22 protein-coding genes are annotated in these 24332 nt (G+C 63.6%); 7 read left to right on the top strand and 15 right to left on the bottom strand.

Annotation, left to right across the window (positions count from 1 at the left end; all coding sequences use genetic code 11):
• The first annotated feature begins 13 nt into the window (after nucleotides 1–13).
• Nucleotides 14–1276 (top strand): 6-phosphofructokinase, encoded by a 1263-nt coding sequence (locus tag R3175_RS07145; RefSeq protein ID WP_318943220.1) that lies wholly within the window; start codon nucleotides 14–16, stop codon nucleotides 1274–1276.
• A 69-nt stretch (nucleotides 1277–1345) separates the two neighbouring features.
• On the opposite strand, the gene R3175_RS07140 is transcribed toward R3175_RS07145, so the two are convergent.
• Together R3175_RS07140 and R3175_RS07135 are read right to left on the bottom strand one after the other, a co-directional pair.
• A complete protein-coding gene (locus tag R3175_RS07140; RefSeq protein ID WP_318943219.1) occupies nucleotides 1346–1597 on the bottom strand; it encodes a GrxA family glutaredoxin in 252 nt (83 codons plus the stop codon).
• Between the two features lie 169 nt (nucleotides 1598–1766).
• Nucleotides 1767–3893: a methyl-accepting chemotaxis protein gene (locus R3175_RS07135; protein ID WP_318943217.1), complete on the bottom strand. Its 2127-nt coding sequence runs from the start codon at nucleotides 3891–3893 to the stop codon at nucleotides 1767–1769.
• Nucleotides 3894–3986: 93 nt separating this feature from the next.
• Between R3175_RS07135 and R3175_RS07130 the strand changes: the two genes are divergently transcribed.
• Nucleotides 3987–4421: a YqaA family protein gene (locus tag R3175_RS07130; protein WP_318943216.1), complete on the top strand. Its 435-nt coding sequence runs from the start codon at nucleotides 3987–3989 to the stop codon at nucleotides 4419–4421.
• A 15-nt stretch (nucleotides 4422–4436) separates the two neighbouring features.
• On the opposite strand, the gene R3175_RS07125 is transcribed toward R3175_RS07130, so the two are convergent.
• Nucleotides 4437–5843, bottom strand: a complete 1407-nt coding sequence (locus tag R3175_RS07125; RefSeq protein WP_318943215.1) for an AarF/ABC1/UbiB kinase family protein — start codon at nucleotides 5841–5843, stop codon at nucleotides 4437–4439.
• Nucleotides 5844–6238: 395 nt separating this feature from the next.
• Between R3175_RS07125 and R3175_RS07120 the strand changes: the two genes are divergently transcribed.
• A complete protein-coding gene (locus R3175_RS07120; RefSeq protein WP_318943214.1) occupies nucleotides 6239–7333 on the top strand; it encodes a GGDEF domain-containing protein in 1095 nt (364 codons plus the stop codon).
• A gap of 31 nt (nucleotides 7334–7364) precedes the next feature.
• Here R3175_RS07120 and lipB read toward each other — a convergent pair whose 3' ends face one another.
• The 10 genes from lipB to R3175_RS07070 all read right to left on the bottom strand — a co-directional run bounded on the left by lipB (nucleotide 7365) and on the right by R3175_RS07070 (nucleotide 16614).
• Entirely contained in the window at nucleotides 7365–8024 is a 660-nt protein-coding gene (lipB, locus tag R3175_RS07115; RefSeq protein ID WP_318943212.1) for a lipoyl(octanoyl) transferase LipB, read from the bottom strand.
• A 3-nt stretch (nucleotides 8025–8027) separates the two neighbouring features.
• On the bottom strand, nucleotides 8028–8297 hold the full coding sequence (locus R3175_RS07110; protein ID WP_318943210.1) for a DUF493 domain-containing protein: 270 nt from the start codon (nucleotides 8295–8297) through the stop codon (nucleotides 8028–8030).
• A 21-nt stretch (nucleotides 8298–8318) separates the two neighbouring features.
• Entirely contained in the window at nucleotides 8319–9485 is a 1167-nt protein-coding gene (locus R3175_RS07105) for a D-alanyl-D-alanine carboxypeptidase family protein (RefSeq protein ID WP_318943209.1), read from the bottom strand.
• Nucleotides 9486–9556: 71 nt separating this feature from the next.
• Nucleotides 9557–10408 (bottom strand): septal ring lytic transglycosylase RlpA family protein, encoded by an 852-nt coding sequence (locus tag R3175_RS07100; protein ID WP_318943445.1) that lies wholly within the window; start codon nucleotides 10406–10408, stop codon nucleotides 9557–9559.
• A gap of 295 nt (nucleotides 10409–10703) precedes the next feature.
• On the bottom strand, nucleotides 10704–11846 hold the full coding sequence (rodA, locus tag R3175_RS07095) for a rod shape-determining protein RodA (RefSeq protein ID WP_318943443.1): 1143 nt from the start codon (nucleotides 11844–11846) through the stop codon (nucleotides 10704–10706).
• The gene (gene mrdA / locus R3175_RS07090) at nucleotides 11846–13738 is read right to left on the bottom strand and encodes a penicillin-binding protein 2 (protein WP_318943207.1); all 1893 of its coding nucleotides are present in this window, start codon (nucleotides 13736–13738) and stop codon (nucleotides 11846–11848) included. Before mrdA ends, rodA begins: the two co-directional genes overlap by 1 nt.
• Nucleotides 13739–13747: 9 nt before the next feature.
• Entirely contained in the window at nucleotides 13748–14218 is a 471-nt protein-coding gene (gene rlmH, locus R3175_RS07085) for a 23S rRNA (pseudouridine(1915)-N(3))-methyltransferase RlmH (RefSeq protein ID WP_318943205.1), read from the bottom strand.
• Between the two features lie 5 nt (nucleotides 14219–14223).
• A complete protein-coding gene (gene rsfS, locus R3175_RS07080; protein ID WP_318943203.1) occupies nucleotides 14224–14574 on the bottom strand; it encodes a ribosome silencing factor in 351 nt (116 codons plus the stop codon).
• A gap of 96 nt (nucleotides 14575–14670) precedes the next feature.
• Nucleotides 14671–15354 carry a nicotinate-nucleotide adenylyltransferase gene (gene nadD, locus R3175_RS07075; protein WP_318943202.1) on the bottom strand — a complete coding sequence of 228 codons (684 nt, stop codon included), beginning with the start codon at nucleotides 15352–15354 and terminating at the stop codon, nucleotides 14671–14673.
• 3 nt (nucleotides 15355–15357) lie between these two features.
• On the bottom strand, nucleotides 15358–16614 hold the full coding sequence (locus R3175_RS07070; protein ID WP_318943200.1) for a glutamate-5-semialdehyde dehydrogenase: 1257 nt from the start codon (nucleotides 16612–16614) through the stop codon (nucleotides 15358–15360).
• A gap of 328 nt (nucleotides 16615–16942) precedes the next feature.
• On the opposite strand from R3175_RS07070, the gene R3175_RS07065 reads away from it, so the two are divergent.
• The 3 genes from R3175_RS07065 to R3175_RS07055 are packed head-to-tail and all read left to right on the top strand — an operon-like array spanning nucleotide 16943 to nucleotide 20387.
• Nucleotides 16943–17950 (top strand): GGDEF domain-containing protein, encoded by a 1008-nt coding sequence (locus R3175_RS07065; RefSeq protein WP_318943198.1) that lies wholly within the window; start codon nucleotides 16943–16945, stop codon nucleotides 17948–17950.
• Nucleotides 17947–18945 (top strand): GGDEF domain-containing protein, encoded by a 999-nt coding sequence (locus tag R3175_RS07060; RefSeq protein ID WP_318943196.1) that lies wholly within the window; start codon nucleotides 17947–17949, stop codon nucleotides 18943–18945. The genes R3175_RS07065 and R3175_RS07060 overlap by 4 nt, the downstream gene beginning before the upstream one ends.
• Nucleotides 18942–20387: a bifunctional DedA family/phosphatase PAP2 family protein gene (locus R3175_RS07055; RefSeq protein ID WP_318943194.1), complete on the top strand. Its 1446-nt coding sequence runs from the start codon at nucleotides 18942–18944 to the stop codon at nucleotides 20385–20387. The genes R3175_RS07060 and R3175_RS07055 overlap by 4 nt, the downstream gene beginning before the upstream one ends.
• A gap of 20 nt (nucleotides 20388–20407) precedes the next feature.
• Here R3175_RS07055 and R3175_RS07050 read toward each other — a convergent pair whose 3' ends face one another.
• Together R3175_RS07050 and R3175_RS07045 are read right to left on the bottom strand one after the other, a co-directional pair.
• Complete coding sequence (locus tag R3175_RS07050) at nucleotides 20408–20980, bottom strand: LON peptidase substrate-binding domain-containing protein (protein WP_318943442.1); 573 nt, start codon at nucleotides 20978–20980, stop codon at nucleotides 20408–20410.
• A gap of 50 nt (nucleotides 20981–21030) precedes the next feature.
• On the bottom strand, nucleotides 21031–22281 hold the full coding sequence (locus tag R3175_RS07045) for an HDOD domain-containing protein (protein ID WP_318943193.1): 1251 nt from the start codon (nucleotides 22279–22281) through the stop codon (nucleotides 21031–21033).
• Between the two features lie 193 nt (nucleotides 22282–22474).
• Here R3175_RS07045 and ilvD point away from each other — a divergent pair, with 193 nt between their 5' ends.
• Nucleotides 22475–24310, top strand: coding sequence for a dihydroxy-acid dehydratase (ilvD, locus tag R3175_RS07040; protein WP_318943192.1), 1836 nt, complete (start codon nucleotides 22475–22477; stop codon nucleotides 24308–24310).
• Nucleotides 24311–24332: the final 22 nt, after the last annotated feature.

Here is a 24332-nt window from a genome sequence, read left to right as displayed (position 1 = left end):
GGCGCCAGCCCACATGGCCATCAAGAATGCATTTTATGCCCAATCCGGCGGGGTGACCGCCGTCATCAATGCCAGCGCCTGCGGGGTCATCCAGACCGCACGCCAGCACCCGGAGAAGATCGGCAAGGTCTATGCAGGACGCAACGGCATCATTGGCGCCCTGCGGGAAGAGCTGATCGACACCAGCCTGGAATCCGACGATGCCATCCAGGCCCTGCTGCATACCCCCGGCGGGGCTTTCGGCTCCTGCCGCTACAAGCTGAAGAACCTGACCGAAAACCGCCGCGAGTACGAACGGCTGATCGAGGTCTTCCGCGCCCACGACATCGGCTATTTCTTCTACAACGGCGGCGGCGATTCCCAGGACACCGCCTTCAAGGTGTCCCAGCTGGCCGAGAAGATGGGCTACCCGATTACCTGCATCGGCGTCCCCAAGACGGTGGACAACGACCTGCCGTTCACCGACTGCTGCCCCGGCTTCGGCTCCGTGGCCAAGTACATTGCCACCTCTACCCTGGAAGCCAGCCTGGACATCCGCTCCATGAGCGAGTCCTCCACCAAGGTGTTCATCCTGGAAGTGATGGGCCGTCACGCCGGCTGGATTGCCGCGTCCGGCGGCCTGGCCGGCAGCGGTGAAGGCGAGCCGCCCCACATCATCCTGTTCCCGGAAGTGCCGTTCGACCGGGAGGCCTTCCTCAAGCGGGTGGACTACTGCGTGGAGCACTACGGCTATTGCGTGGTGGTGGCCTCCGAGGGCGCCCAGTACGAAGACGGCCGCTTTGTCGCCGAAGCCGGTTCCAAGGACGCCTTCGGCCACACCCAGCTCGGCGGTGTGGCGCCGGCGCTGGCCAACATGGTAAAACAGGCCCTGGGTCACAAGTACCACTGGGCGGTGGCCGACTACCTGCAGCGGTCCGCCCGTCACATTGCCTCCGCCACCGACGTGGAGCAGGCCTACACCGTGGGCAAGGTTGCGGTGGAAATGGCCCTGGCCGGCAAGCAGGCCCTGATGCCCACCATCGTGCGGGATCAGTCGTCGCCCTACCAGTGGCACGTCGGTGAAGCCCCGCTGAGCGACGTGGCCAACCAGGAAAAGAAGATGCCGATCCACTACATCACCGACGATGGTTTCGGCATCACCCAGGACTGCCGCGAATACCTGCAGCCGCTGATCGAAGGCGAGAGCTTCCCACCGTTCGAGAACGGCCTGCCCAAGGTGGCCAAGCTGCGCAACGAGCTGGTGGAGAAAAAACTGAAAGCCGGTTTCGAGGTCTAGCCGCCGGCTCGGCAGATACAGAAAAAGCGCTCACACGAGCGCTTTTTTTTTTATGCCGGCCGTTCCCGACTAATCCGCGGTAGCGGCCGCCTGACGCAGGAAGGCGGCGAATTCGGTATACCCCCCCACGTGCTGGTCGCCGACGAAGATCTGCGGCACGGTCAACACCGGTTTGCCGATGGTCTTCTCCAGGTCGGCCTTGGTGATGCCTTCTGCCATCATATCGATAAAGCGGAACGGCAGCTCCTTGAGCTCACACAGCCGCTGGGCCCGGACGCAGAAGCCGCAGGAAGGACGACCAAAAATCGAAACGTGCTCCATTCACACACCTCCAGAAGCAGTGGACAACGGGACACACGCCCACCTGGTGCGCCAACCGCTGGATCGGATATGGCCGTTATCATGCCAGTCCGCCAGCAAAAACGAAACTTGATGATCTGCATGGTCTCCATAGCCGGAAGCAATTACCCCCTGCCGGCCAGGTATTCCCTCACGTCTTGAGTCGGCCCAGCTCCGAATCCAGCGTCTCCACCTGGTCGTCCAGCAACTGGCCACTGCGCCGAACCCGCTGCGCCAACTGCCGCAGATCATTGGCGGCGTCGCCGATGGCGGTCAGGTTACGATTGATTTCCTCACTGACGGAACTCTGCTCCTCCGCCGCCGTCGCCACCTGGGTGACGTGCTCGACAATGGTCCCGATGCGCTCGACCACCGTCGCCAGGGAATGGTCGGCCTCCTGGGTGCCGTCCACCGCCATGGTGGCGCGATCCACCCCGGCGCGGATCACGTCCACGGTCTGCCCCACTTCCTGCTGCAGCCCCTCGATCAGCTGGCTGATTTCATCCGTCGATTCCCGGGTACGGGACGCCAAGGTGCGGACCTCGTCCGCCACCACCGCAAAGCCGCGACCCTGTTCGCCCGCCCGGGCCGCCTCGATGGCGGCGTTCAGCGCCAGCAGGTTGGTCTGCTCGGCGATACCCCGGATCACATCCAGAATCCGGTTGATGTCGTCGCTGCGGCTGGCCACCTGGCTGATGGCGTTACTGGCCTGGTCCATGTCGCCCGCCAGGGCGCTCACCCCGCTGACCGCAGTGCCCAGCGTCGCCTGGGTGAACTGGATGCCGTCCTGGGCCTTACGGGCATTCTCGGCGGCCTCGCCGGCGAACCCGGCCACCTCCGAGGCCGCGGCGGACATCTCGTTCATCGCGGTGACCACCGAGGCAACCTCCTGGTGCTGACGCTCGGTGCTGTCGTTGGTATCTTCGGCGATGCTGCGCACGTCCGTCGCCTGCTCGTGGACCTGGCGATTGACCGCCTTGAGGTCACCAACCATGGTCCGCAGCCGGGCCAGGAACCGGTTGAACCCGTCCGCCAGGGCAATCAGCTCGGCGTGGGTGTCGATTTCGAGTTCACGGGTCAGGTCGCCTTCGGCGCCAGCCAACCCCTGCATCCGGTCGCGGATTTCATCGAGGGGGCGGGTCACCGACCGTACCAGCAGGATCAGCGCCAGGACGGCCAGCACCGACACCACGATGCCCACCAGCAATTGCCGGCCGGCAGTGGCGGTTACCGCATCCGACAGCTTGCCGGTCATCTGGTCCACTTCCGCCAGGGCAACCGAGCGGGGCAGTTCAATCACCAGCGACCACTGCTCATCGACCTGATCGATGCGAATCGGGGAAGACACCGCCAGAGTCTCACCATCGTCGAGCGTCCTGTCCTGGCGGTGGAGACCGACCAGGGCTCCGGCCCGTTCGGGAACCGCCTCCTTGAGAGGCCTCCCCAGCGCATCGGTGTAGTGACTGCTCGCGGCGATCAACCCCATCGGACTGAGCAGGGTCACCCGGGCCTTGCCTTCATACAGCGACTCGCTGACACTGGCGATGGTCTCCTGTAGGGTCGACAGGTTGATATCCACGCCTACCACACCGGCAAATTCGCCAGCACTCATGATCGGGACCACGAGGCTGGTCATCAATTCGCTGTAACCCTCTTTGATTTCGTAATCATAGGGATCCATGATGCAGGCCGCGTGGGTGTCCATGGGACACAGGTACCACTCCGATTCGCGGATGCCGAACTCGTTGCGCTCATCGGTGTACTTGGCCGAGGCATCGGCCGTCCGGCTGAAGACCACTTTGCCGTCCGGGTCACGGTAGTAGTAGATCTCCAGCGTGCCGGTATCGCTGCTGTGTTCTTCCACCCCGTCGGAGAAATAGCGGTCCTGACCGTCATAGCCGTCCGGCTCAAACTGAGCATAGACCGAGCTGAGCGACGGCTCCGACCTTAACACCGCTCCCAGAATCTGTTGCAGTGCCGGCCGGCTGAGCTGGGTGGAAAAATCCGCGCTGATATTGTGGACAATCAGATCCCGGAGCACGTCCGGTGTCTTGAACGCCTTATCGAACAACCCACTGACAGCCTCGCCGCGCTCACCGGCCGTGGCAACCAACCGGTCCATGACAATCCGCTGTACCACCTCGCGGGACTCCGCCGTCATTTCCCCTTCCAGACGGTTGAGGGAGATCTGCGCGGTGATGATCATGCTGCCCCCCAAGACCGCAAGCAATCCGATGACCAACGCGTACAACTTCAGTTTCAGGGACAGTGTCTTCATGAATCGTTTACCCTTTACAATACCGCCAATAACTCATCAGGTTAGCGGTGGAACTCCCCATCTTCCACTTTCCTCCCGGCAAAGGAGCGGTCGTTGGCTTATCTTAGCCTGTTTACCACAGCGTTTCTGGCCGCCACGCTACTGCCGGCCTACTCCGAGGTCTTGCTGGGCGGCCTGGTGATCCAGGGCCATTCGCTGTGGTGGCTGTGGTTCTGGGCCACCCTGGGCAATACCCTGGGCTCGGTGGTGAACGGCATCATCGGTCGACAGGTGGACCGGTTCAAGGACAAGCGCTGGTTCCCCTTCTCCAGCGCCCAGCTGGACAAGGCCCGGGACCGGTTCAATCGCTACGGGCAATGGTCGCTGCTGTTTGGCTGGCTGCCCATCGGTGGCGATGCGCTCACCCTGATCGGTGGCATCATGCGGGTGCCCTGGTTCAATTTTGTGCTGCTGGTGGCCACAGGCAAGGGCATTCGTTACGCCGTGGTGCTGTGGCTGGTGCTGCAGACCACGACGTCGGCTCCGTAAAGCGCGGTGGAACGCTTAGCTGGACAAATCCCGGTACAGGTAGGCTTTTAGCAGGTCCTCGCCGTTGAACTCGGAATACAGCACGGCGATGAAGGTGTAGACCCCAATCAGCTTCCGGTTGAGGAAGACAAACTCCTTGGGCGGGATTCGGAAATAGCGGCTGATGGCCGACCGCGCCGCCTGGCGGGCCACCCGGGAGGGCAGGTCACTCTGTTTCCAGCGGTACTGCCCCTGTTCGTTGACGGCGTTTTCGGGCCAGCGGCTGCGGTCGGAGTTCAACGGCTCGAGTACCGACATGCAGACATCGGCGAAGGTGGACAGGACATCCGCCGGCCAATCCCGGCTCATGAACCGCAGTTCCACACCGCCATCGATCACTTCTTCCCGGTCGCCCTCGTAGGACGCCCGGATCATGCGAATCACCGGCTGCAGGAAGCTGGCCGGGTATTTCTGCACGGCACCGAAATCCAGCAGCACGATCTGGTCGTGCTCCGATTCCGAGCCCGGTTCCCCGGCGATCCGGATCCGGTAGTTGCCAAAGTTCGGGTCGGTCTGGATCTCACCCCACACGAACAGCTCCTTGAAGAACAGCTCCAGGGCCGCCTGCCCCAGTCGGTTGCGGCGTTCCTGAGGCAGCTCGCGCACCGCCACGGAACTGACCGAGTGGCCGGCCTCGTAGGTGGACGCGATGACGTGGGCGGTGGAGTACTCCATCAGTACCCGGGGCACCACAAAGCGGTCGTCGTCCACCAGCATCTTGCGGAAGTGTTCCGTGGTTCGCGCTTCGAGGCGATAGTCCACTTCCCGGTGCATCATCTCCCGGACTTCCTCCAGCCAGTCGTTGAACTCCGGCCCGATGGACACCAGCCTGGCCACGCGCAGCAACTGCGCCACGGCGTTGAGGTCGCTGTCGACGGCAGCGGCCACCCCCGGGTACTGCACTTTCAAGACCAGTTCCAGGCCGTCGCTCCGGCGACGGGCCCGATGCACCTGGCCCAGGGACGCCGCACCGATGGGCTCCGGATCCACCTCCAGCTCCGCCAGCCGGTCGGCGCCCAGCTCGGACTCCAGCACCGCCCGGATCGATGGCCAGGCCAGCGAAGTGGTCTGGTCTTCGAGGGTGTGCAGGGCTTCGGTGACTTCCTCCGGCAGGAAATGCTCGCCATAGAGCGCCATGACCTGGCCAATTTTCACCACGCTGCCCTTGAGCTTGCCCAGTTCCTCCACCAGAAACTCCGCCTGGCTGGAGAGCATGGCGCGGTGACGCTGCTCCCGGGTCGCCTTGCTGGTGAACCAGTTGGTGGCCATATGGGACGCCATACGGGTACCGGCGAACAGGCCAGCCCGGGTCAGGGAGAGACGACGCTCAAAGCTGCCGGTCTTGATGCGGGAAACTGTGCTGCCTTGTCGCTTGGAAGTCATGAAATCCTTTCCGGTCGGTTACATCGTGGGTGTCCGAGCGACGGATACCGCCCATGGAAACACTCGCTACTGCATTATACGGGTTACATCCGGACATCTGGTCACAGCGGTGCCCGGCCCACTCCGACGCCCGAGCCAATGAACTGGCGGAAACGCCCATTCCTTCACCCACGAGGGTCTGACCGTCACAGCCGGGGTCGCGGGTCGGCTACGGCCTCCGGCCACCAATGTATATTATTTAACCAGGCAAGTGATTAAAATAACGTCAGCACTAGAAAGTTTACGATATTCTACATTCGCCCCGGCCAATTGGCGTTAAGCTTGAATTCCATAAGACCAACAAAAACTGGCCGACACACCAAGGCACCATCCAACAATAATAGCGAAATCGTAGTATGCCCGAGCTGAATACCCAGCCCCCCGACCGCGAACTCGCCGAGTTCCGGGTCAAGGGCGAGATCCCGGTTCCCATCCTGATTACCTGGCTGACGTTTGCCGCCGTTCCTGCCCTGTGTTTCTTTGCCTACCGCGCCAACCTGCGCGCGGATCTGCAAACGGTGCTGGCGCTGATCGCGTTCGCCTCGTTGTTGGCCATCAACTCTCTGGTGTATTACGTCAGTCATAATGACACCCTGCTCCGGCGCGGCTTTATTGTGCTGATCACCGGACTGTTCAGCTATCTGGCGCTGTTTGCCATCGAAGACGGCGCCGGGGTGATGTGGCTGTTCGCCTATCCACCGATCGTGTTCTACATCAGCGATGCCCGGGTGGGCATCATCGCCTGTCTCGGCGGCTGGGCGGGCCTGGCGCTGCTGTTCTCTCCGCTGGGCAAGGCCATCTTTGAAACCCCCTACAGCGCGAGCTTCAGCCTGATCATGATCACCGCCCTGGGGTTCGAGATGGCCACCTGCTATGTGCTGGACCAGAGCCGCCGTCGCAGCAAGCTGGGCCTGATCAAACTGGCCAACCAGTTCGAGTATGCCGCCAAGCACGACGCCCTCACCGGCCTGGCCAACCGGCGCGAGGGTCACGCCCGGCTGGATGCCGAGTACGAACGCTACCTGCGCAACAACCGGGCCTTCTCGGCGCTGTTGATGGACATCGACCTGTTCAAGACTGTCAACGACAACTATGGGCACCAGGCGGGGGACCAGATGATCATGCTGGTGGCAAACACGCTCAAGGCGGAATGCCGTCGGGTTGATACCCTGGCGCGCTGGGGGGGAGAGGAGTTCCTGGTGCTGTTGCCGGAGACCGACCATGCCGTGGCGCTCAAGATTGCCAACCGCGTGCGTGAGTCCATCGCCTCCCAGTCCATCGAGTTCGAAGGCCAGAACATCGCGGCCACCATCAGCGTGGGGGTGGCCACCATCCAGGGCAGCGAATCCATCGATCGGCTGCTGCAACGGGCGGACGAAGCCCTCTACCAGGCCAAGACACAGGGGCGTAACCAGGTGTGCAGCGGCGCCAACCACCACACGGCGGCCTGAGGAGGTTCAGACAGAGGCCAGGCGAACGAGATCAACCCGCCGTCGGCAGGCCCTGCCAGCCCTCCACGGGCCTGACCTCGGTGGCGGCCAAGCGGCGCGCCAGGGCCTGGGTCAGCGCCTGGGCCAGCTGATCCACCGTCGTGCCGGGCACAAAATCCGAGACCTGACACATCGGCATGCCAGCATAGCCACAGGGGTTGATGCGGGCAAACGGCGTCATGTCCATGTCAATGTTCAGGGCCAGGCCGTGGAACGAACAGCCCCGACGAACCCGCAACCCCAGTGACGCGATCTTGGCCTCGCCCACATAGACGCCGGGCGCGTCCGCGCGGGGCGCCGCCGCAATGCCAAGCGCTCCGAGCACCTCGACAATGGCCTGTTCGATCTGATCCACCAGTGCCCGCACCCCCAGTTTGGCGCGACTGAGATCCAGCATCAGGTAGATCACCAGCTGGCCCGGGCCGTGGTAGGTTACCTGCCCGCCACGGTCCACCTGAATCACCGGAATGTCGCCCGGTGCCAGGAGGTGCTCGGCCTTGCCCGCCTGGCCCTGGGTATAGACCCGTGGGTGTTCCAGGCACCAGAGTTCGTCCGGCGTGTGCGCATCCCGGTTGGCAGTGAAGGCCTTCATGGCCTCCCAGGTTTCGAGGTAGGGCTGCAGCCCCAGCGACCGAACGACCAGTTCTCTCATGGTTCAGAGCACCATGTGGACCCGGCCACTGGCCTTGAGCTCTTCGAACAGCGCCTGCAATTGCGCCTCGCCGGTGGCCACAATGGTCAGCTGTACCGAGCAGAATCGCCCGTTACGGCTGTTGTTGACCGAAATACGCTCTTCGGTGATGCCCGGGGCATGACGCTCCACGACGGAGACAACAAACTCCTGGAAATCCGGCGCAGCCGTGCCGATCACCTTGATGACATAGTCACAGGGAAACTCGATCTTCGGTGCTTTCGGCTCAGTCATAAACTCCCACCTCCCGCGCTGTTACGAGAACAGCTGGATCACAAACAACTTGATGGCGTCCCACAATCGCTTGAAGAACCCGCCCTCGGGGACATCCTGCAGCGCCAGCACCGGCTCGTCGACGTAGACCTCGCCGTTCAGGGTCACCCGGACCCGCCCCACTTCATCGCCAATGGAGACCGGGGCCTTGATTACCGTATCCACATCGACCACGGATTCCAGCGAACCCTTGGAGCCGCGGGGAATGGTGACAAACACTTCGTCTTTCACGCCAATCGCCAACTCATTGATCTGGCCACCCCATACCCGGCTCTCAAGCAGCTGCTGGCCGGCAGAGAACAGCTTCTCCGACTCATAGTAGCGGAAGCCGTAGTTGAGCATCTTCTGCATTTCCTGGGAACGGGCGGCGTTGCTGGAGGTACCCATGACCACACCAATCAGCCGGGTATCGTTCCGCTTGGCGGAGGCCACCAGGCAATAGCCGGCCTCTTCGGTATGACCGGTCTTCAGCCCGTCCACGCTGGGATCACGCCAGAGCAGGGAGTTACGGTTAGGCTGACGGATGTTGTTGTAGGTAAAGTGCTTTTCCGCGTAGATGCCGTAATTTTCGGGATAATCGTTGATGATGGCCCGCGCCAGGATCGCCAGGTCATAGGCGGTGGAGAAATGGTCGCTGGCGGGCAGGCCAGTCGCGTTGGCGAAGTGGGTATTGCGCATGCCCAACAGTTGCGCCTGCTGATTCATGATATCGGTAAACGCCCCCTCACTGCCGGCGACAAACTCCGCCAGGGCCACAGTGGCGTCGTTCCCCGACTGGATAATCACCCCCTTCAGGAGATCTTCCACCTTGACCTGGGTGCCCTCCCGGACAAAGGTTCGGGACCCCTCCGTTTTCCAGGCATTGACGCTGATCGGCACCATGTCGTCCATGGAAATCCGCCCCTCATCCAGCTCCCGCTCCACGATGTAGGCGGTCATCATCTTGGTCAGGCTCGCCGGCGGCAGGCGTTCGTTGCTGTTGTTCTCCATGATGATCCGCCCGCTGTGGGGGTCCATCAAGACGTAGGAGCTGGCGCCAATTTGCGGCGGCGAAGGAATCAGCATCGCTTGCGCCGCACTGACCCACGCAGGCAGCAGGGCGAGCAGGAGAACAGAGAGGAAAGAACGAATTACGGTGATGTGTGCCATGGGTCCATTCATAGTTGGTTGACTGTTTCGAGTTCAAGCCGACCCCGGTTCCAGCAGGGGTCGTACACGCATTAACGGGTGTCGGTCAGCAGGATCGATTCCACAAACCCGCGGGCCTCCAGCTGCTGCCGGGCCTGCAGCGCCTCGCCATCGTCGACAAACGGACCGACCTGGACGCGATGGAACCGTCCGTCGGCCGTCTCAACGGCCCTCACCCGTACGGCGGAGGCCACGATTTCCTCCACCTGTTCCGCCAGCAACTGGGCCGGTGCACGATGACTGAACGATCCCAACTGCAGGAACAGTGCCTGGGCGCCAACGCCCCCCCGGGACGTCGGGCCGCTGGCCACCGGTACAGCCTGGTTCAGCGGTTCCCCGGCCACCGTCACAACGCCGTCGGGCGTAACGGTGATGGCCGCCACCTCCACCCGGGCGGTGCCCTGCCCCTGGTATCCCAGCTTGATTGCGGCGGCGTAGGACAGGTCGATCAACCGGTCGCCGTGGAAAGGGCCCCGATCATTGACCCGGACAATCACACTGCGGCCATTCTCCAGGTTGGTCACCCGGGCATAACTGGGGATCGGCAGGCTCTTGTGGGCCGCCGACATGGCATACATGTCAAAGACTTCGCCATTGGAGGTCTTGTGACCGTGAAACTTCTCGCCGTACCAGCTTGCCGTGCCTTCCTCGAGGTAACCCTCGGCACTGTCCATCACCCGGTATTGCTTGCCCCAGACCGTGTACGGGGATTTGTTACCCGCTGCCCGTCGCGGCTCATAACGAGGCACCGCATCCGCCAACCCCGAGGCATCAAAGTGGCCGGCCGGGGCCCGGTCCTGGCTCAGGGCATAGCGGGACGAGGAGCCTGGCGAAGACGCACACCCGGCCATCACCACTGTCACAGCGAGGGCGCACACTCCCATCAAGGGGGTCAGGCGAACTGCGGATGTCTTCACTTACTGCCGGTTCCTGTGCTGATGCCGGCGCCACCAGGGCGCTGGACTGCCTCACGCCGCAAGTTGACGTCGACGACGGTGATTGTAACGGCTTACGCCGCGAAAGTTAGGCGGCGCCCCCCTGGCGCCACCGCTTGTCCCCTTCTGCCCTGCTGCTGGGCCCGGTCAGGCGCTCTGGCTGCAGCATCCGGGGCAGCGATACCATATCACGCCCCCCGAACCACCACCATTACCCGCCGGTCACTTCCGCTGCACGCGCCGGTCAGGCGGAAATCATGCGCCGGTGGGTATGCACGGACATGAGGACACCAAAGGCGGCCATCAGCGTCACGATGGAAGTGCCACCGTAACTGATCAACGGTAACGGCACGCCCACCACGGGCAGCAGGCCACTGACCATGCCGATCTTGACAAAAATATAGATGAAGAACGTCATGGTGAGCGCGCCGGCCAGAAGTCGGCCAAAGGAATCCTGGGCGTTGACGGCGATGTAGAGGCAACGCATCAGGATCAACAGGTAAGTAAACAGCAGCACCAACATGCCGACAAAGCCGAACTCCTCCGCCAGCACGGCCACGATGAAATCGGTGTGGCTCTCCGGCAGGAACTCAAGATGGGACTGGGTCCCCTGCAGCCAGCCTTTCCCGCTCCAGCCGCCGGAGCCGATTGCGGTCTTGGACTGGATGATGTTCCAGCCGGCGCCCAGGGGATCGCTCTGCGGGTCCAGCAACGTCAGCACCCGCTGCTTCTGGTAATCGCGCATGACGAAGAACCACATCAGCGGCGCCGCCACTGAGGCCAGCCCCACGAACGCACCGATCAGCTTCCAGCTGATGCCGGCAAAGAACACCACGAACAGTCCGGCAGCACCTACCAGCAGGGCGGTGCCCAGGTCGGGCTGCTGAATGATCATGACCATCGGGATCAGGACTATAGCCAGCGAAATGGCCACATGGGTCAGCCGTGGCGGCAGGAAATGACGCGACAGGAACCAGGCCGCCATCATCGGCACAACCAGCTTCATCAGCTCCGAGGGCTGAAACCGGGGCAAACCGGGCAGGGCCAGCCAGCGCTGCGCGCCCTTGGCGCCCACGCCAACCAGCAGCACCGCCAGCAACGCCCCCAGGCCAACCAGGTACAGCCACGGTGCCCAGCGTCGATACACCGACGGGTCCAGCTGGGCGAACACCAGCATCACCACGAAGGCCACCGCCATGCGCACGCCCTGGGCCTTGACCACCTCGATGTTGCGATCCGCGCCGCTGTAAAGCACCACCAGACCGCCGGCAATCAACACCAGCAACAGCAACAGCAGCAGTGGATCCAGATGCAGTACCGACCAGATGCTCCGGGAGGACCCGAAGCCCCGATGGGGTGTCTGCCCCAGCAGCCCCTTGTTCAGCATCACTCACCGCCCTCCTGATGGGCGCCAATCACCACTGGCTCTTTATCTTCCGGGAAGCCCAACAGCCAGGCATCGAACATCGCCCGTGCCACCGGCGCCGCAGTACCGCTGCCGCTGCCGCCGTTCTCCACAATCACCGCCACGGCAATCTTCGGATCGTCCAGGGGCGCGAAGCCGACGAACAAGGCATGGTCCCGCAACCGTTCCCGGATTTCCTCCTCCTCGTACTCCTCGTCCTGGGCGAGGCTGAACACCTGGGCGGTACCGGTTTTGCCCGCCATCCGGTAAGGGGCTCCCTGGGCCGCCCGGCGGGCCGTGCCGCGCCGGCCATGCATCACCTCCGCCATGGCGTCGGCCACAAACTCCCAGTCGTCCTGGTTGTTCAGCATTACATTCTCCCGGCTCGGCGGGGGCAACACCTCCACCAGCGGATCATCGCCCACCACATCCATCAACAGTCGGGGCTGCGCCCAACGGCCTCGATTGGCCACCACCGCGGTGGCCGTTGCAAGCTGCAAAGGGGTGGCCAGCATAAAGCCCTGGCCGATGCCCATATTGACCGAGTCACCGGGATACCAGGGTTCGTTCCGGACCGCCCGTTTCCAGTCCCGTGACGGCAGCAGACCGGACAGGGCCCCGCTGACGTCCAGTGAAGTGTCCTGCCCGAAGCCGAACATGTCCATGTACTGATGCATGGTATCGATGCCCATACGCACCGCGGCGTCATAGAAATAGATGTCGCAGGACTCGGCAATCGCGTCCGTCAGGTCGACCCAGCCGTGGCCGCCACGCTTCCAGTCCCGGTATCGACGGCCCCCGGACTGAAGCTGAAAATAGCCCGGGTCCCATACCACCCGCTCGCGGGTAGTGACGCCACTGTCCAGGGCAGCAATGGCCATCATCGGTTTGACCGTGGAGCCAGGTGGGTACTGCCCCCGCAGAGCCCGGTTGAACAGCGGCTTGTCGTGGGACGTGCTCAGTTCCCGATAGGCCGCCACACTGATACCGGTGACAAAAAGGTTGGCATCGAATCCCGGCACGCTGGCCAGCGCCAGCAGGCCGCCGGTCTTCGGTTCCAGGGCAACCACAGCGCCGCGCCGTCCATCCAGCAACTGGTAGGCCAGCTTCTGGAGCTGGAGATCCAGATGCAGACGCAGGTCCTCACCCGGAATGGGGTTCTCCCGCTCCAACACCCTCAGGGTTCGACCGCGGGCATTGGTCTCGACGTGCTGGTAACCCACCCGACCATGGAGCTTTTCCTCGTAGAAGTACTCGATGCCGGACTTGCCGATGTAATTGGTGCCGGCGTAATTCACCGGATCAATCCGCTGCAACTCCTCACGGTTGATGCGCCCGACATACCCCAGGGCGTGGGAGGTGGTCTCGCCGTATGGATAGAAACGCACCAGCTCTGCGGACACCTCGACCCCAGGCAATTCGTGGCGATGCACCGCCAGCGCGGCAATTTCCTGTTCATTGAGGTCGTAGCGCAGGGGCAGTTCCTGATAGGGACGGCGGGGTTCGCTCAAACGGCGCTGGAAACGCTCGAGGTCTTCCTCGGAAATGCTGAGCAGTTCGGTGAGCTGGGCGAGCGTCTGGTCCAGGTCGGACACCCGCTCGGGAACGATGGTGACACTGAACACCGGCCGGTTCTCCGCCAGCAGCGTCCCGTTACGATCGTAGATCAGCCCCCGGGTTGGGGCCACCGACTGGACCTGGACCCGGTTCTTGTCCGACAGCGTGGTGTAGGTCTCGTGCTCCAACACCTGGAGCTGGTACATCCGCGCTATCAGAGCGCCCAGCATCAGGACCACGAAGCCGAACACCACCAGGGCTCGCCGTTGGAACAGGCGCCGCTCCGCTGCGGTGTCTTTGAAGTCGCCCCAAGGCATGGTGATTACCTACGCACGGTGATACGGGTGGTTACGGGTAATGGTCCAGGCGCGATAGAGCTGCTCGGCCAGCAGGACCCGCACCAGCGGGTGCGGCAGGGTCAGCGGCGACAGAGACCAGAGCTGATCCGCCCGGTCCCGGCAGGCCTTTGGCAGGCCATCGGGGCCACCCACCAGGAAGCTGACATCGCGGCCGTCCAATTGCCACTTCTCCAGCTGATCCGCCAGCTGTTCGGTGGACCAGGCCCGACCGCCCACTTCCATCGCCACCACGCGGTCCCCGGAGCCGGCTGCGGCCAGTACCGCCTCCCCTTCCTTCTGCATCAAACGGGGGATGTCCGGATTCTTGCCACGATGAGCCAGGGGGACTTCGGTCAGCTCCAGGGCCAGTTCCGGAGGCATCCTCCGCGCGTAATCGCTATACCCCTGAGTCACCCAGTCGGGCATCTTCTGCCCGACGCAGATCATGCGCAGCCGCACCCCGGCTACTCGCTGCCTGCCGCGCCCAGGTCGGGGGCGTCACGCCATAGCCGTTCCAAGTCGTAGAATTCGCGGGTTGCGGGCATCATCACATGCACCACAACGTCGCCCAGGTCCACCAGAATCCAGTCGCTGGCGTTGGCTCCCTCGACGTTGGCGGCGCGAACGCCCTGGTCCTTTGCTTCTTCGATGACCGAATCGGCCAGTGATTTGACATGTCGGTTGGAGGTGCCGGATGCCAGCACCATGTAGTCGGTGACGCTGGTACGGTCTCGCACATCAATGATACTGACATCCTGAGCCTTCACATCTTCCAGCGCTTGTACCACCAAGTTTTTCAGCTGCTCTGCCTGCATAGTCACCCTGTTTAACGGTTCCCCCGGGAATGGGACAACCCAATCGTCTTGTCAGTCAGGATTGTAGCATTAAAGAATACCGGGAGTGCAGACGATTCAGGAGTTAATCAGCGGCTGCTTGACCGCTTTGCCTCCCTCTCCCCCCTGCGATGCGCGATACAGCCGGCGGGCACGGATCTCCTGCCAGACCCGGTCCGGCAGCAGGTAACGGGGGGAACGGCCAGCGGCGATCCGTTCACGGATCCCGGTGGCCGAGATGTCCAGCAGCGGCAGCTCCAGTGGCAGGATACGCCCGCAGGGCGCCTGGTGGAGCTCCGCCACGGACCGACAACCGCGGGCACGGATCAACCCGGCGGGCACCCCCTCCGGGGGCAGTTCGACCCCAGGACGGGCAATCACCACGATATGGGCCAATTCGGGAATGGCCTGCCAATCCCGCCAGCGGTCGAAACCGGCAAACGCGTCAGTGCCCACCACCATCACCAGCGGTTCCTCGTCCCCCAGCGTGGCGCGCAATTGACGCAGGGTCTCGGCGGTGTAGGAGGCACCGCCCCGCCGGAGTTCACGCTCGTCCACGGCCAGTCCGTCCTCGCCGTCGATCGCCAGCCGCAGCAGCGCCAGCCGGTCATCGCTGGTGGCGCCGGGATCGTCCCGGTGGGGCGGAATGTGGCAGGGCACCAGCGACAGCGCCGCCACCCCGAGACGCTCTTTCAGCTCCACCGCCAGGCGCAGGTGGCCGTGGTGGACCGGGTCAAAGGTGCCGCCATAGATCACGTGCATGGCTCAGGTCCGGATGTGGCCGTCGCCGAACACCACATACTTCTGGGAGGTCAGCCCCTCCAGTCCCACCGGTCCGCGGGCGTGGATCTTGTCGGTGGAGATGCCGATTTCCGCACCCAGGCCATACTCGAAACCGTCGGCAAAACGGGTGGAGGCATTGACCATCACTGAGCTGGAATCCACCTCGGTCAGGAACCGGCGGGCCCGGGTGTAGTTTTCGGTAATAATGCTGTCGGTGTGCTGGGAGCTGTAGCGGTTGATGTGGGCGATCGCGCTATCCAGGCCGTCCACGACCTTGACCGCCAATATCGGGGCCAGGTACTCCGCCTCCCAGTCGGCCTCGGTGGCCGGCACGACATCCGCCAGCACCTGCCGGGTCAGCTCGCAGCCACGCAGCTCCACGCCTTTGTCGGCAAAGGCATCGGCCAGCAGGGGCAGCAGGTCCGCCGCCACGTCCTGGTCCACCAGCAGGGTTTCCATGGTGTTGCAGGTGCCATAGCGCTGGGTCTTGGCGTTGACCGCCACCATCAGCGCCTTTTCAGGATCCGCGTGACTGTCGATATACACGTGACACACCCCGTCCAGGTGCTTGATCACCGGCACCCGGGCGTCCTGGCTGATCCGCTCGATCAGCCCCTTGCCGCCCCTCGGCACGATCACATCGACGTAGCGAGGCATGGTGATCAGCTCCCCCACGGCCGCCCGGTCGGTGGTCTTGATCACCTGAACCGCCTCCTCCGGCAGCCCGGCGTCCGACAGCCCCCGGGTGATGCAGGCGGCGATCGCCTGGTTGGAGTGGATCGCCTCGGAGCCGCCGCGCAGGATGGTGGCATTGCCGGATTTGAGGCACAGGCTGGCGGCCTCCACGGTCACGTTCGGGCGGGATTCGTAGATGATGCCGATGACCCCCAGCGGTACGCGCATCCGCCCCACCTGAATTCCGGAGGGCCGGTAGGTCATGTCGGTAATTTCGCCAATCGGGTCCGGCAGGCCGGCGACCTGACGCAACCCTTCGATCATGGTATCGATGCGGGCAGGTGTCAGCTCCAGGCGATCGAGCATGGCTGGCTCAAGACCATTCTCACGCCCCTTCTCGAGATCTTTGGCATTGGCCATCGCCAGTTCGCTGCGGGCAGCGTCCAACGCTTCCGCCGTCGCCAGCAGCGCCCGGTTACGCATGGCCGTGGTCGAGCGGGCCACCACGGTAGCTGCCGCGCGCGCCCGTTCACCCACTTCTGCCATGTATGCTGCAATATCCATCGGTACACCCTTCATCAAAATATCGACCTGAAACAGGGGCCCACTTTACCTTGCCGGCCCGCTTAACGCACGTTGTCGCACCCGACAGCCGCGCCGGAAATCCACGCCGGCGCAACAGACGGTTCGACTTCCGCCAGCGTTGCTTTATTATACCGCTGCTAAGCTGGTGCTGAACCGGGCCCTTCACCCTGGCCCACCCTGGCGGCCTCACCGCCCTGAAACCAAGTCAAAGCGTTAAAATGCAAGAACTTACAGCACCTCGGCGGGCCAATTCACGGTTCCTGCAGTATGCTGTTAGCAGATGGACGCTGAGGAAAGGACGAACACCATGAGCCAGATGGCTGAGTTATTCCTGTTGAGCCGATTCGCCCGGTTCAGTTTCGTCGCCCTGCTGGCGCTTGCGCTCTTCACCGCCTGGCGCGGCCTCGAGGTGGCCGCCGTCGCCTCGATTACCGGCGCCGCCCTGATCTGGGCGACCCCGGCGTTTCGCCCCGACCGCCTCAAACAGCCATGGCAGGCGATGACCTGGGCACTGTTGGCGGCTCTGACACTGGTCCTCTGCGCCAGCCTGTGGCTGCCGCCCTGGGTGATTGGCCACTGGCTCTACGCCCTGCCGCTGATCGCCTTTGCCCTGCTGCCCCTGGGCTGGGCCGCCCTGCTCACCCTGTTTGCCCTGGTGGCGATCATTGCCGCCAACCAGAGCGCGGTGGGCCTGGCGGAGCGGCACCAGTTCATCAGCTCGCTCTTACTGACCCTCAGCCTGTCCGGCATCCTGGTATTCCTGCGCGAGTACAAGAGCCGGCAACTGGCACCACTACGACGCACCGATGAGCTGACCCAGGCCGCCAGCCGGGAGTACCTGTCCGCCGACCTGCACAAGGAGATCCAGCGTAGCGAGCGCGAGGGTACCGACATGGCGGTGATCCTGATTGGGCTGGACCTGCACCTCAGCGACCAGGACCCGGACGAGGATATCCGGGCCATCCTGCCCCGGATCGGGCGCTTCCTGCACTCCCAGCTGCGCGACTTCGATACCTACTACCGGGTGGCCGACCTGCAGTTCCTGGTGATCCTGCCTGGCATTGCCACCGCCGAGGCCGCCAGCCGCGCCGAGCAGATTCGCAAGGGCCTGGGCACCCTGTTGACGTCCTACGGACTGAACCTGACCGTCAGCGCGGGTATCGCGGGCCTCAACATTGGCGATGACGCCGACAGCCTGCAGCAATCGGCCGCCAATGCCCTGCGACGGGCCCAACAGCAGGGCGGCAACCGGGTCCAGTCCTACAGCACCTGGTCGGAAGCCCAGACCACAGCAGCCAAGGGGTCGTCACAGTGACAGAGACGAGACTGCGAACCTACACCCACCTGGCCGGCTACGGCATTGCCACGCTGTTTATCGTCTCCCTGGCGATCCAGAATCTGCGCTACGGTTTCTACCAGCTGTTCTACCTGGCCTCCGGTCTGGCGCTGCTGACGGTTGCCGGCCTGATCTACACCACCCTGGCCCGCCGACACCAGCTGCGTGCGCCCGGGCACCTGTTCATTCTGGCCGCGGCGAATGCGGTGATCCTGGCGGCCCTGTTCTCGCTGAAGGAAACCGACCTCAGCCACTGGTGCCTGCCCGCCATCCTGCTGAACCTGCTGATTCTGCCCTTACGCCAGGGCATCGTGCTGTCACTGCTGACCGCCGCGCTGCTGATCGGTTTCCTGCTCAGCCGCGGGCCAATGCCGGAAGCCGTCCTGGTGGGCTTTGCGGCGATGATATTGCTGAGTTGTGGCGCCCTGTACATCTGGCATTACGATCACATGACCCAGTCCGCCGAAGACCTGGCGATTACCGATCCGAACACCGGCGCCCACAATGCCCGCTTTCTCGACGAAACCCTGCAGAAGGAAATCAGCCGCAGCATCGCCACCGGCCACCCACTGTCGGTGGCCTCGGTGGCCCTCGACTACCTGGAGCAGACCCGGGACCTGCATGGCGAGGACGGCCTGACCACCTTCTACCGGGACGCCACCCAGCACCTGTTCGGCGTGATCCGGGCCGGGGACACGCTGTACACCCTGGGTAACGGCGAGTTCTTCCTGATCTTTCCTTACACGCCGGAAGAAGGGGTGCGGGTGATTGCCGAGCGGGTGCGGCGCTCGTTCGAAGAGAAAGAGTGGCCCATCGTCGGCCGCATCACCGTCAGCGTCGGCTGCACCACCCGTGTCGAGGGTGACAACCTGGCTGACACCCTGCGCAAACGGGCCGCCAGGGCCCTGGCCGACGCCCAGAAACGGGGGCACGACACCATCTGGTTCAGTAACGGGGCTCCCCAGCAGGCATGATCCCGGACTGGCTGCAACCCTTTACCGACTGGTTTGCGGGTCATCCCACCTGGCTGGTGCTGGCGCTGTTCCTGGTCTCGTTCCTCGAGTCCCTGGCCATCGCCGGAATCCTGGTGCCCGGGGTGGCGATCCTGTTTGCCTTTGCCGCGTTGTCCGGCCAGGCTGGCCTTCCGCTGAGCGAAGCCCTGCTCTGGGCCGGACTGGGGGCGGTGGCCGGTGATGGCGTCAGTTTCTGGCTGGGCCGGCTATTCCATGACCGACTGGATGGCGTCTGGCCCTTCAGCCGATACCCGGTGGTGATCCACAAGGGCGAACGGTTCTTCCACCAGCATGGCGGCAAGAGCGTGGTCATTGGCCGGTTTGTGGGGCCGATCCGGCCGGTTATCCCGCTGGTGGCCGGCGCACTGATGATGCCCTGGCGGCGGTTTCTCGCCTTCAATGTGATCTCCGCCATCGGCTGGGCGCCGGTGTACATCCTGCCCGGCTACCTGGTGGGCAGCGCCCTGGGCAGCGAGCTGGCGCTGCCTCCGCACTTCTACCCGGTGCTGGGCATCAGCCTGGTGGCCCTGTCGCTGATTTACCTGACCCTGTTCCGGGTCCAGCTCGGCCTGAGCCGTGACAGTCGGCTGTATGCCCGCCTGGCCGACTGGATGAGCCGCTACAACAGTACCCACCAGTTCTGGCGGCTGCTCACCAGCGAGCGCCCCGACAGCGCCGGCGAGTTTCCCCTGCCTTCGATAATGCTGACGGTGGGCAGCGGCGCCCTGCTCCTCCTGTGGACACTGCTGATCCGCTACCTGGACTGGCCGGCGGCGATGGACGAGGCCGCCCAGACCTTCTTTGCCGGTCTCCGGCACCCCTTGCTGGACCCGGCGATGACCATGATCACCGCCCTGGGCAACCCGGTTTTCCTGGCCACCGGAGCCGTCCTGGCCGCGCTGGCACTGTGGTTTCGCGGCTACTATGCGGCCGCGGTCCACGCCCTGCTGGCCCTGGGCCTCACGGTGGCGGGCGTCTGGTTGCTCAAGGTCGGACTGGCTGTCCCCCGCCCACCGCTCGTCGACGCGGCATCGCCTTCCTGGGCCTACCCCAGCGGCCATACCACCGGGATCACCGTGTTCCTGGGCCTGCTGGCCAGCTTCATTGCCCGGGAACAGCCCCGCCACCTGCGCTGGCGCACCTACCTGACCCTCAGCGCACCGATGGTGCTGGTCGGCCTCAGTCGTCTCTATCTGGAGGTGCACTGGTTCAGCGATGTGATCGGGGGCATCCTGCTGGGCCTGTCGGTCTGCGGCCTGGTTCGGGCCAGTTACAGCCGCTATGACCAGATTCCAATCTGGCCCGACATCACCCTGGCGGCGGCAGCGCTGGTGTGGCTTGGCCTGGCGGCAGGCGGCATGATGTCGGGCCCGGGCGAAACGGTGTTCGGCGCCCCCTGGTGACGACCGACCCGGCGTCGCCGTCAGTCCAGCTCCTCCAGCAATTCCTTCAGCCGCCCCAGCCGTTCGATGGGATCCTGCAGCTCCACCAGCCGCTGCTTTTCCTGCTTATCAATCGGCAGCAGTTCGGTGAGTCGCCACCCGACATGGCGGGCATCGTCAAAGTCCACGTGCATCTTCAGGTCGTTCACCACCGGATGACGGAACAGCGCCCGCAGTACCGTGGCAAGCTCGACAAAAGACTCCGGTACCGTCCACTGCTCCTCATCCATCAACGGCTCGACATCGCCCATATTGAGGCCATCCGGCGCCTGCCAGGAGCGGGTCACCGCCACCTTGGCCTCGCCTTCCACCGTGATCCCCAGCAACCCGTTGTCGAGTTGCTGGAAGTCGATGATGCGCACATAGGTGCCGATATCGTAGAAAGCAGCGGAGATACTGGTTTCCATGCCTTCGCGCAGGAGCACGATCACAAATCCGCGATCTTCCTTGAGACAGCGAGTCAGCATGTCGATGTAACGGGGCTCGAACAACTGGAGCGGGATTCGGCCCCGGGGCAGGACGATGGAATTCAATGGGAACAGCGGCACATGCATGCTGGAAACGGTCACCTGTTGTTGGACTCCTTTGCAATCGTACCCAAAGGTCAGTGAATGGAAAGCAATTGCTGAACTTCATCCACCCGGGCCCGAGCCTCGGTGAGCAGCTTGAGGCTGCGGGATACGTTCAGCTCCAACTCGCCCAGACGATGATAAGCCGGCACCGCCGCAAACGCCGGCAGCCCCTGATTCTGGTGGCTGCCAATCATGGCATGCATCTGGGCAACAAGCACGACATCCACGAGTTGGGGCTCCGGCTTGCGACAGTCGTAGTCCCACGCCTCTGCATGCCGGGCCGCCTCGGAAAAGCTATCGGGGAACCCCCAGTTTTCGAGGACCGCCGCCCCCACATCCCCACGCAGCTCTGCGATGGCCCGGTCCAGGTTGACCTGGTCGGCAAACAGGTTGACGTGGTGCTCGGCCTGCACCACCACCGGCACCACACCAATATCGTGCAGCAGCCCGGCCAGCAGCGCTTCCTCCGGATTGATACGGGTGACGCTGCCCGCCAACACCCAGCATAACGCGGCCACTTCCCGGGAATGCTGCCACAGGGTCTCCATGGCCTTCTGCAGAAGCGGTTGGCGGGTCTGGAACACCTCCCGCAGGGCAAAAACGGTCACCAGCTGGCGGGTGGTGTTGGTCCCCAGCCGAACCACCGACTCGCGCACATTGCGAACGTCATTGAAGCCCCGATACAGGGGACTGTTACAGGCCCTCACCAGCTTGGCCGCCATCGACGGATCGGCGGTAATGGCCCCGGCGATCTGCTCTGCGGTGGTATCCTCCCGATCGGTCAGGCGCCGGACCTTCCAGGCAACGTCCGGCACACTGGGCAAACTCAGCTGGTTGGAGCGCAGCTCGGCATAGAACTCCATCAGCAGTTGGTACTCTTCGTCCGCGTCCGAATCCTCCTCGGACAGCGACTCCACCTGCTCCACCGGCGCAACCCGCAACAACTGGTTGAGCACGTCCTGCTCGATCACCAGGAATTCGCAGGGCTGAGTCGCGATCACATCGTACATGCGGGGCTGCAGGCGGGCGACGGCATTGGCCGCCTGTTCGCTTTCGGCGACGATTTCGGATTTGCGTCCATCCACCGACTCCAACTCAACGGCGCCGGACAGCAGGTAATAGTCGAGGCCGTCGCGGGCACCGCGTTCAGCCACCCGCTGACCGGGGGTATGGGTTCTCCGCTCTGCCCGGCTGGCCAACAGCACCAGCTGATCCTCGGTCAGACGGTTCAGGGGCTTGAACTGTCTGAGGCGTTGCACGGGTAGGCTTTCCCGGCCAATCATAGATAAAGCTCCTTAAAGACGGCACCCTGAACATCATGATGTTAGTTATTCTATCGGGGGACCGCCACACCGGCCACGTCCATTGGTCGATCCTGATCCACTCCGCGGCTCTCCCCGAATTGACTACACCCCAGCCGGAATCTGGTATGCTCTGTGTTTTGAACCTTGATGACGTGATGAGAGACAGATAGCAATGCCACAGTATCGCTCCAAGACTTCTACCGCTGGCCGCAACATGGCCGGCGCCCGCGCACTCTGGCGCGCCACCGGCATGAAGAACGATGATTTTGGCAAGCCCATCATCGCGGTCGCCAACTCCTTCACGCAGTTCGTACCGGGTCACGTTCACCTGAAGGACCTGGGGCAGCTGGTCTGTCGGGAAATCGAAGCCGCAGGCGGCGTCGCCAAGGAATTCAATACCATTGCCGTGGATGACGGGATCGCCATGGGGCATGACGGTATGCTCTACTCCCTGCCGTCCCGGGAGATCATCGCCGATTCCGTGGAATACATGGTCAATGCCCACTGCGCCGACGCCCTGGTGTGCATTTCCAACTGCGACAAGATCACCCCGGGGATGCTGATGGCGGCATTGCGGCTGAACATTCCCACCATCTTTGTCTCGGGTGGCCCGATGGAAGCCGGCAAGACCAAGCTGTCCGAGCACAAGCTGGATCTGGTGGATGCGATGGTCATTGCCGCGGACCCCAACGCCAGCGACGAGGAGGTTGCCGAGTACGAGCGCAGCGCCTGCCCCACTTGCGGTTCCTGCTCGGGCATGTTCACCGCCAACTCGATGAACTGTCTCACCGAGGCCATCGGGCTGTCCCTGCCCGGCAACGGTTCCCTGCTGGCAACCCACGCGGACCGCAAGGAGCTGTTCCTGGAGGCCGGCCGCCGTATTGTGGAAAACGCCAAGCGTTATTACGAAGAGAACGACGCCAGCGTGCTGCCGCTGAGCATTGCGTCCATGTCCACATTCGAGAACGCCATGGTCCTGGACATTGCCATGGGCGGCTCCACCAACACCATCCTGCACCTGCTGGCCGCGGCCCAGGAAGGCGGCGTACCGTTCACCCTGAATGAGATCGACCAGCTGTCCCGGAAGGTCCCCCAGCTGTGCAAGGTGGCGCCGAACTCTCCCAAGTACCACATGGAAGACGTCCACCGGGCCGGCGGCATCATGGGCATCCTCGGTGAGCTCGATCGGGCCGGCCTGCTCAACACCGACGTCCCCACGGTGCACAGCAAGACCCTGGCCGAGGCACTGGACAAATGGGACATCATGCGACAGCCCGCCCCCGAAGTGGTGGAAATGTACAAGGCCGGACCGGCCGGCATCCCCACCCAGGAAGCCTTCAGCCAGAGCACGCGCTGGCCGTCCCTCGACGGCGACCGCGCCAACGGCTGCATCCATTCCGCCGATCACGCCTTTTCTTCCGAGGGCGGGCTGGCAGTGCTGTACGGCAACATCGCCCGCGACGGCTGCGTGGTGAAGACCGCCGGTGTGGATGAAAGCATTTACGTCTTCGAGGGTCGAGCCCGGGTGTTCGAGAGCCAGGACTCTGCGGTGCACGGCATCCTGAACGACGAAGTGCAGCCGGGTGAGGTGGTGATCATTCGCTACGAGGGCCCCAAGGGAGGGCCTGGCATGCAGGAGATGCTGTACCCCACCAGCTATCTGAAATCGAAAGGGCTGGGCAAGTCCTGCGCCCTGCTGACCGACGGCCGCTTCTCCGGTGGCACCTCAGGCCTGTCCATTGGCCACGCGTCTCCGGAAGCGGCCGCTGGCGGCGCCATTGGCCTCATTGAGAACGGCGACGTCATCGTCATTGACATCCCCAACCGCGCGATCAACGTGCAGCTTGACCAGAGCGAGCTGGATCGCCGCCGTGAGCAGCAGGACCAGAAGGGCTGGAAACCGGCACAGCCGCGCGAGCGCAAGGTTTCGGCAGCCCTGAAAGCCTACGCCCTGCTGGCGACCAGTGCCGACAAGGGCGCCGTGCGCGACCTGGCGAAACTGGACTGAACCGTGCACGCCCGCTGGCGCC

Source organism: Marinobacter sp. (genome assembly GCF_033722735.1).
Lineage (GTDB): Bacteria > Pseudomonadota > Gammaproteobacteria > Pseudomonadales > Oleiphilaceae > Marinobacter.
This window is presented reverse-complemented; position numbering and strand designations above follow the sequence as displayed.

Excerpts from the sequence above, each read along its gene's own strand:
- R3175_RS07145 (WP_318943220.1), top strand. The coding sequence starts at position 14 with ATGGCCATCAAGAATGCATTTTATGCCCAATCCGGCGGGGTGACCGCC.
- R3175_RS07140 (WP_318943219.1), bottom strand. The coding sequence starts at position 1,597 with ATGGAGCACGTTTCGATTTTTGGTCGTCCTTCCTGCGGCTTCTGCGTC.
- R3175_RS07135 (WP_318943217.1), bottom strand. The coding sequence starts at position 3,893 with ATGAAGACACTGTCCCTGAAACTGAAGTTGTACGCGTTGGTCATCGGA.
- R3175_RS07125 (WP_318943215.1), bottom strand. The coding sequence starts at position 5,843 with ATGACTTCCAAGCGACAAGGCAGCACAGTTTCCCGCATCAAGACCGGC.
- R3175_RS07120 (WP_318943214.1), top strand. The coding sequence starts at position 6,239 with ATGCCCGAGCTGAATACCCAGCCCCCCGACCGCGAACTCGCCGAGTTC.
- lipB (WP_318943212.1), bottom strand. The coding sequence starts at position 8,024 with ATGAGAGAACTGGTCGTTCGGTCGCTGGGGCTGCAGCCCTACCTCGAA.
- R3175_RS07110 (WP_318943210.1), bottom strand. The coding sequence starts at position 8,297 with ATGACTGAGCCGAAAGCACCGAAGATCGAGTTTCCCTGTGACTATGTC.
- R3175_RS07105 (WP_318943209.1), bottom strand. The coding sequence starts at position 9,485 with ATGGCACACATCACCGTAATTCGTTCTTTCCTCTCTGTTCTCCTGCTC.
- R3175_RS07100 (WP_318943445.1), bottom strand. The coding sequence starts at position 10,408 with ATGGGAGTGTGCGCCCTCGCTGTGACAGTGGTGATGGCCGGGTGTGCG.
- rodA (WP_318943443.1), bottom strand. The coding sequence starts at position 11,846 with ATGCTGAACAAGGGGCTGCTGGGGCAGACACCCCATCGGGGCTTCGGG.
- mrdA (WP_318943207.1), bottom strand. The coding sequence starts at position 13,738 with ATGCCTTGGGGCGACTTCAAAGACACCGCAGCGGAGCGGCGCCTGTTC.
- rsfS (WP_318943203.1), bottom strand. The coding sequence starts at position 14,574 with ATGCAGGCAGAGCAGCTGAAAAACTTGGTGGTACAAGCGCTGGAAGAT.
- nadD (WP_318943202.1), bottom strand. The coding sequence starts at position 15,354 with ATGCACGTGATCTATGGCGGCACCTTTGACCCGGTCCACCACGGCCAC.
- R3175_RS07070 (WP_318943200.1), bottom strand. The coding sequence starts at position 16,614 with ATGGATATTGCAGCATACATGGCAGAAGTGGGTGAACGGGCGCGCGCG.
- R3175_RS07065 (WP_318943198.1), top strand. The coding sequence starts at position 16,943 with ATGAGCCAGATGGCTGAGTTATTCCTGTTGAGCCGATTCGCCCGGTTC.
- R3175_RS07055 (WP_318943194.1), top strand. The coding sequence starts at position 18,942 with ATGATCCCGGACTGGCTGCAACCCTTTACCGACTGGTTTGCGGGTCAT.
- R3175_RS07050 (WP_318943442.1), bottom strand. The coding sequence starts at position 20,980 with ATGCATGTGCCGCTGTTCCCATTGAATTCCATCGTCCTGCCCCGGGGC.
- R3175_RS07045 (WP_318943193.1), bottom strand. The coding sequence starts at position 22,281 with ATGATTGGCCGGGAAAGCCTACCCGTGCAACGCCTCAGACAGTTCAAG.
- ilvD (WP_318943192.1), top strand. The coding sequence starts at position 22,475 with ATGCCACAGTATCGCTCCAAGACTTCTACCGCTGGCCGCAACATGGCC.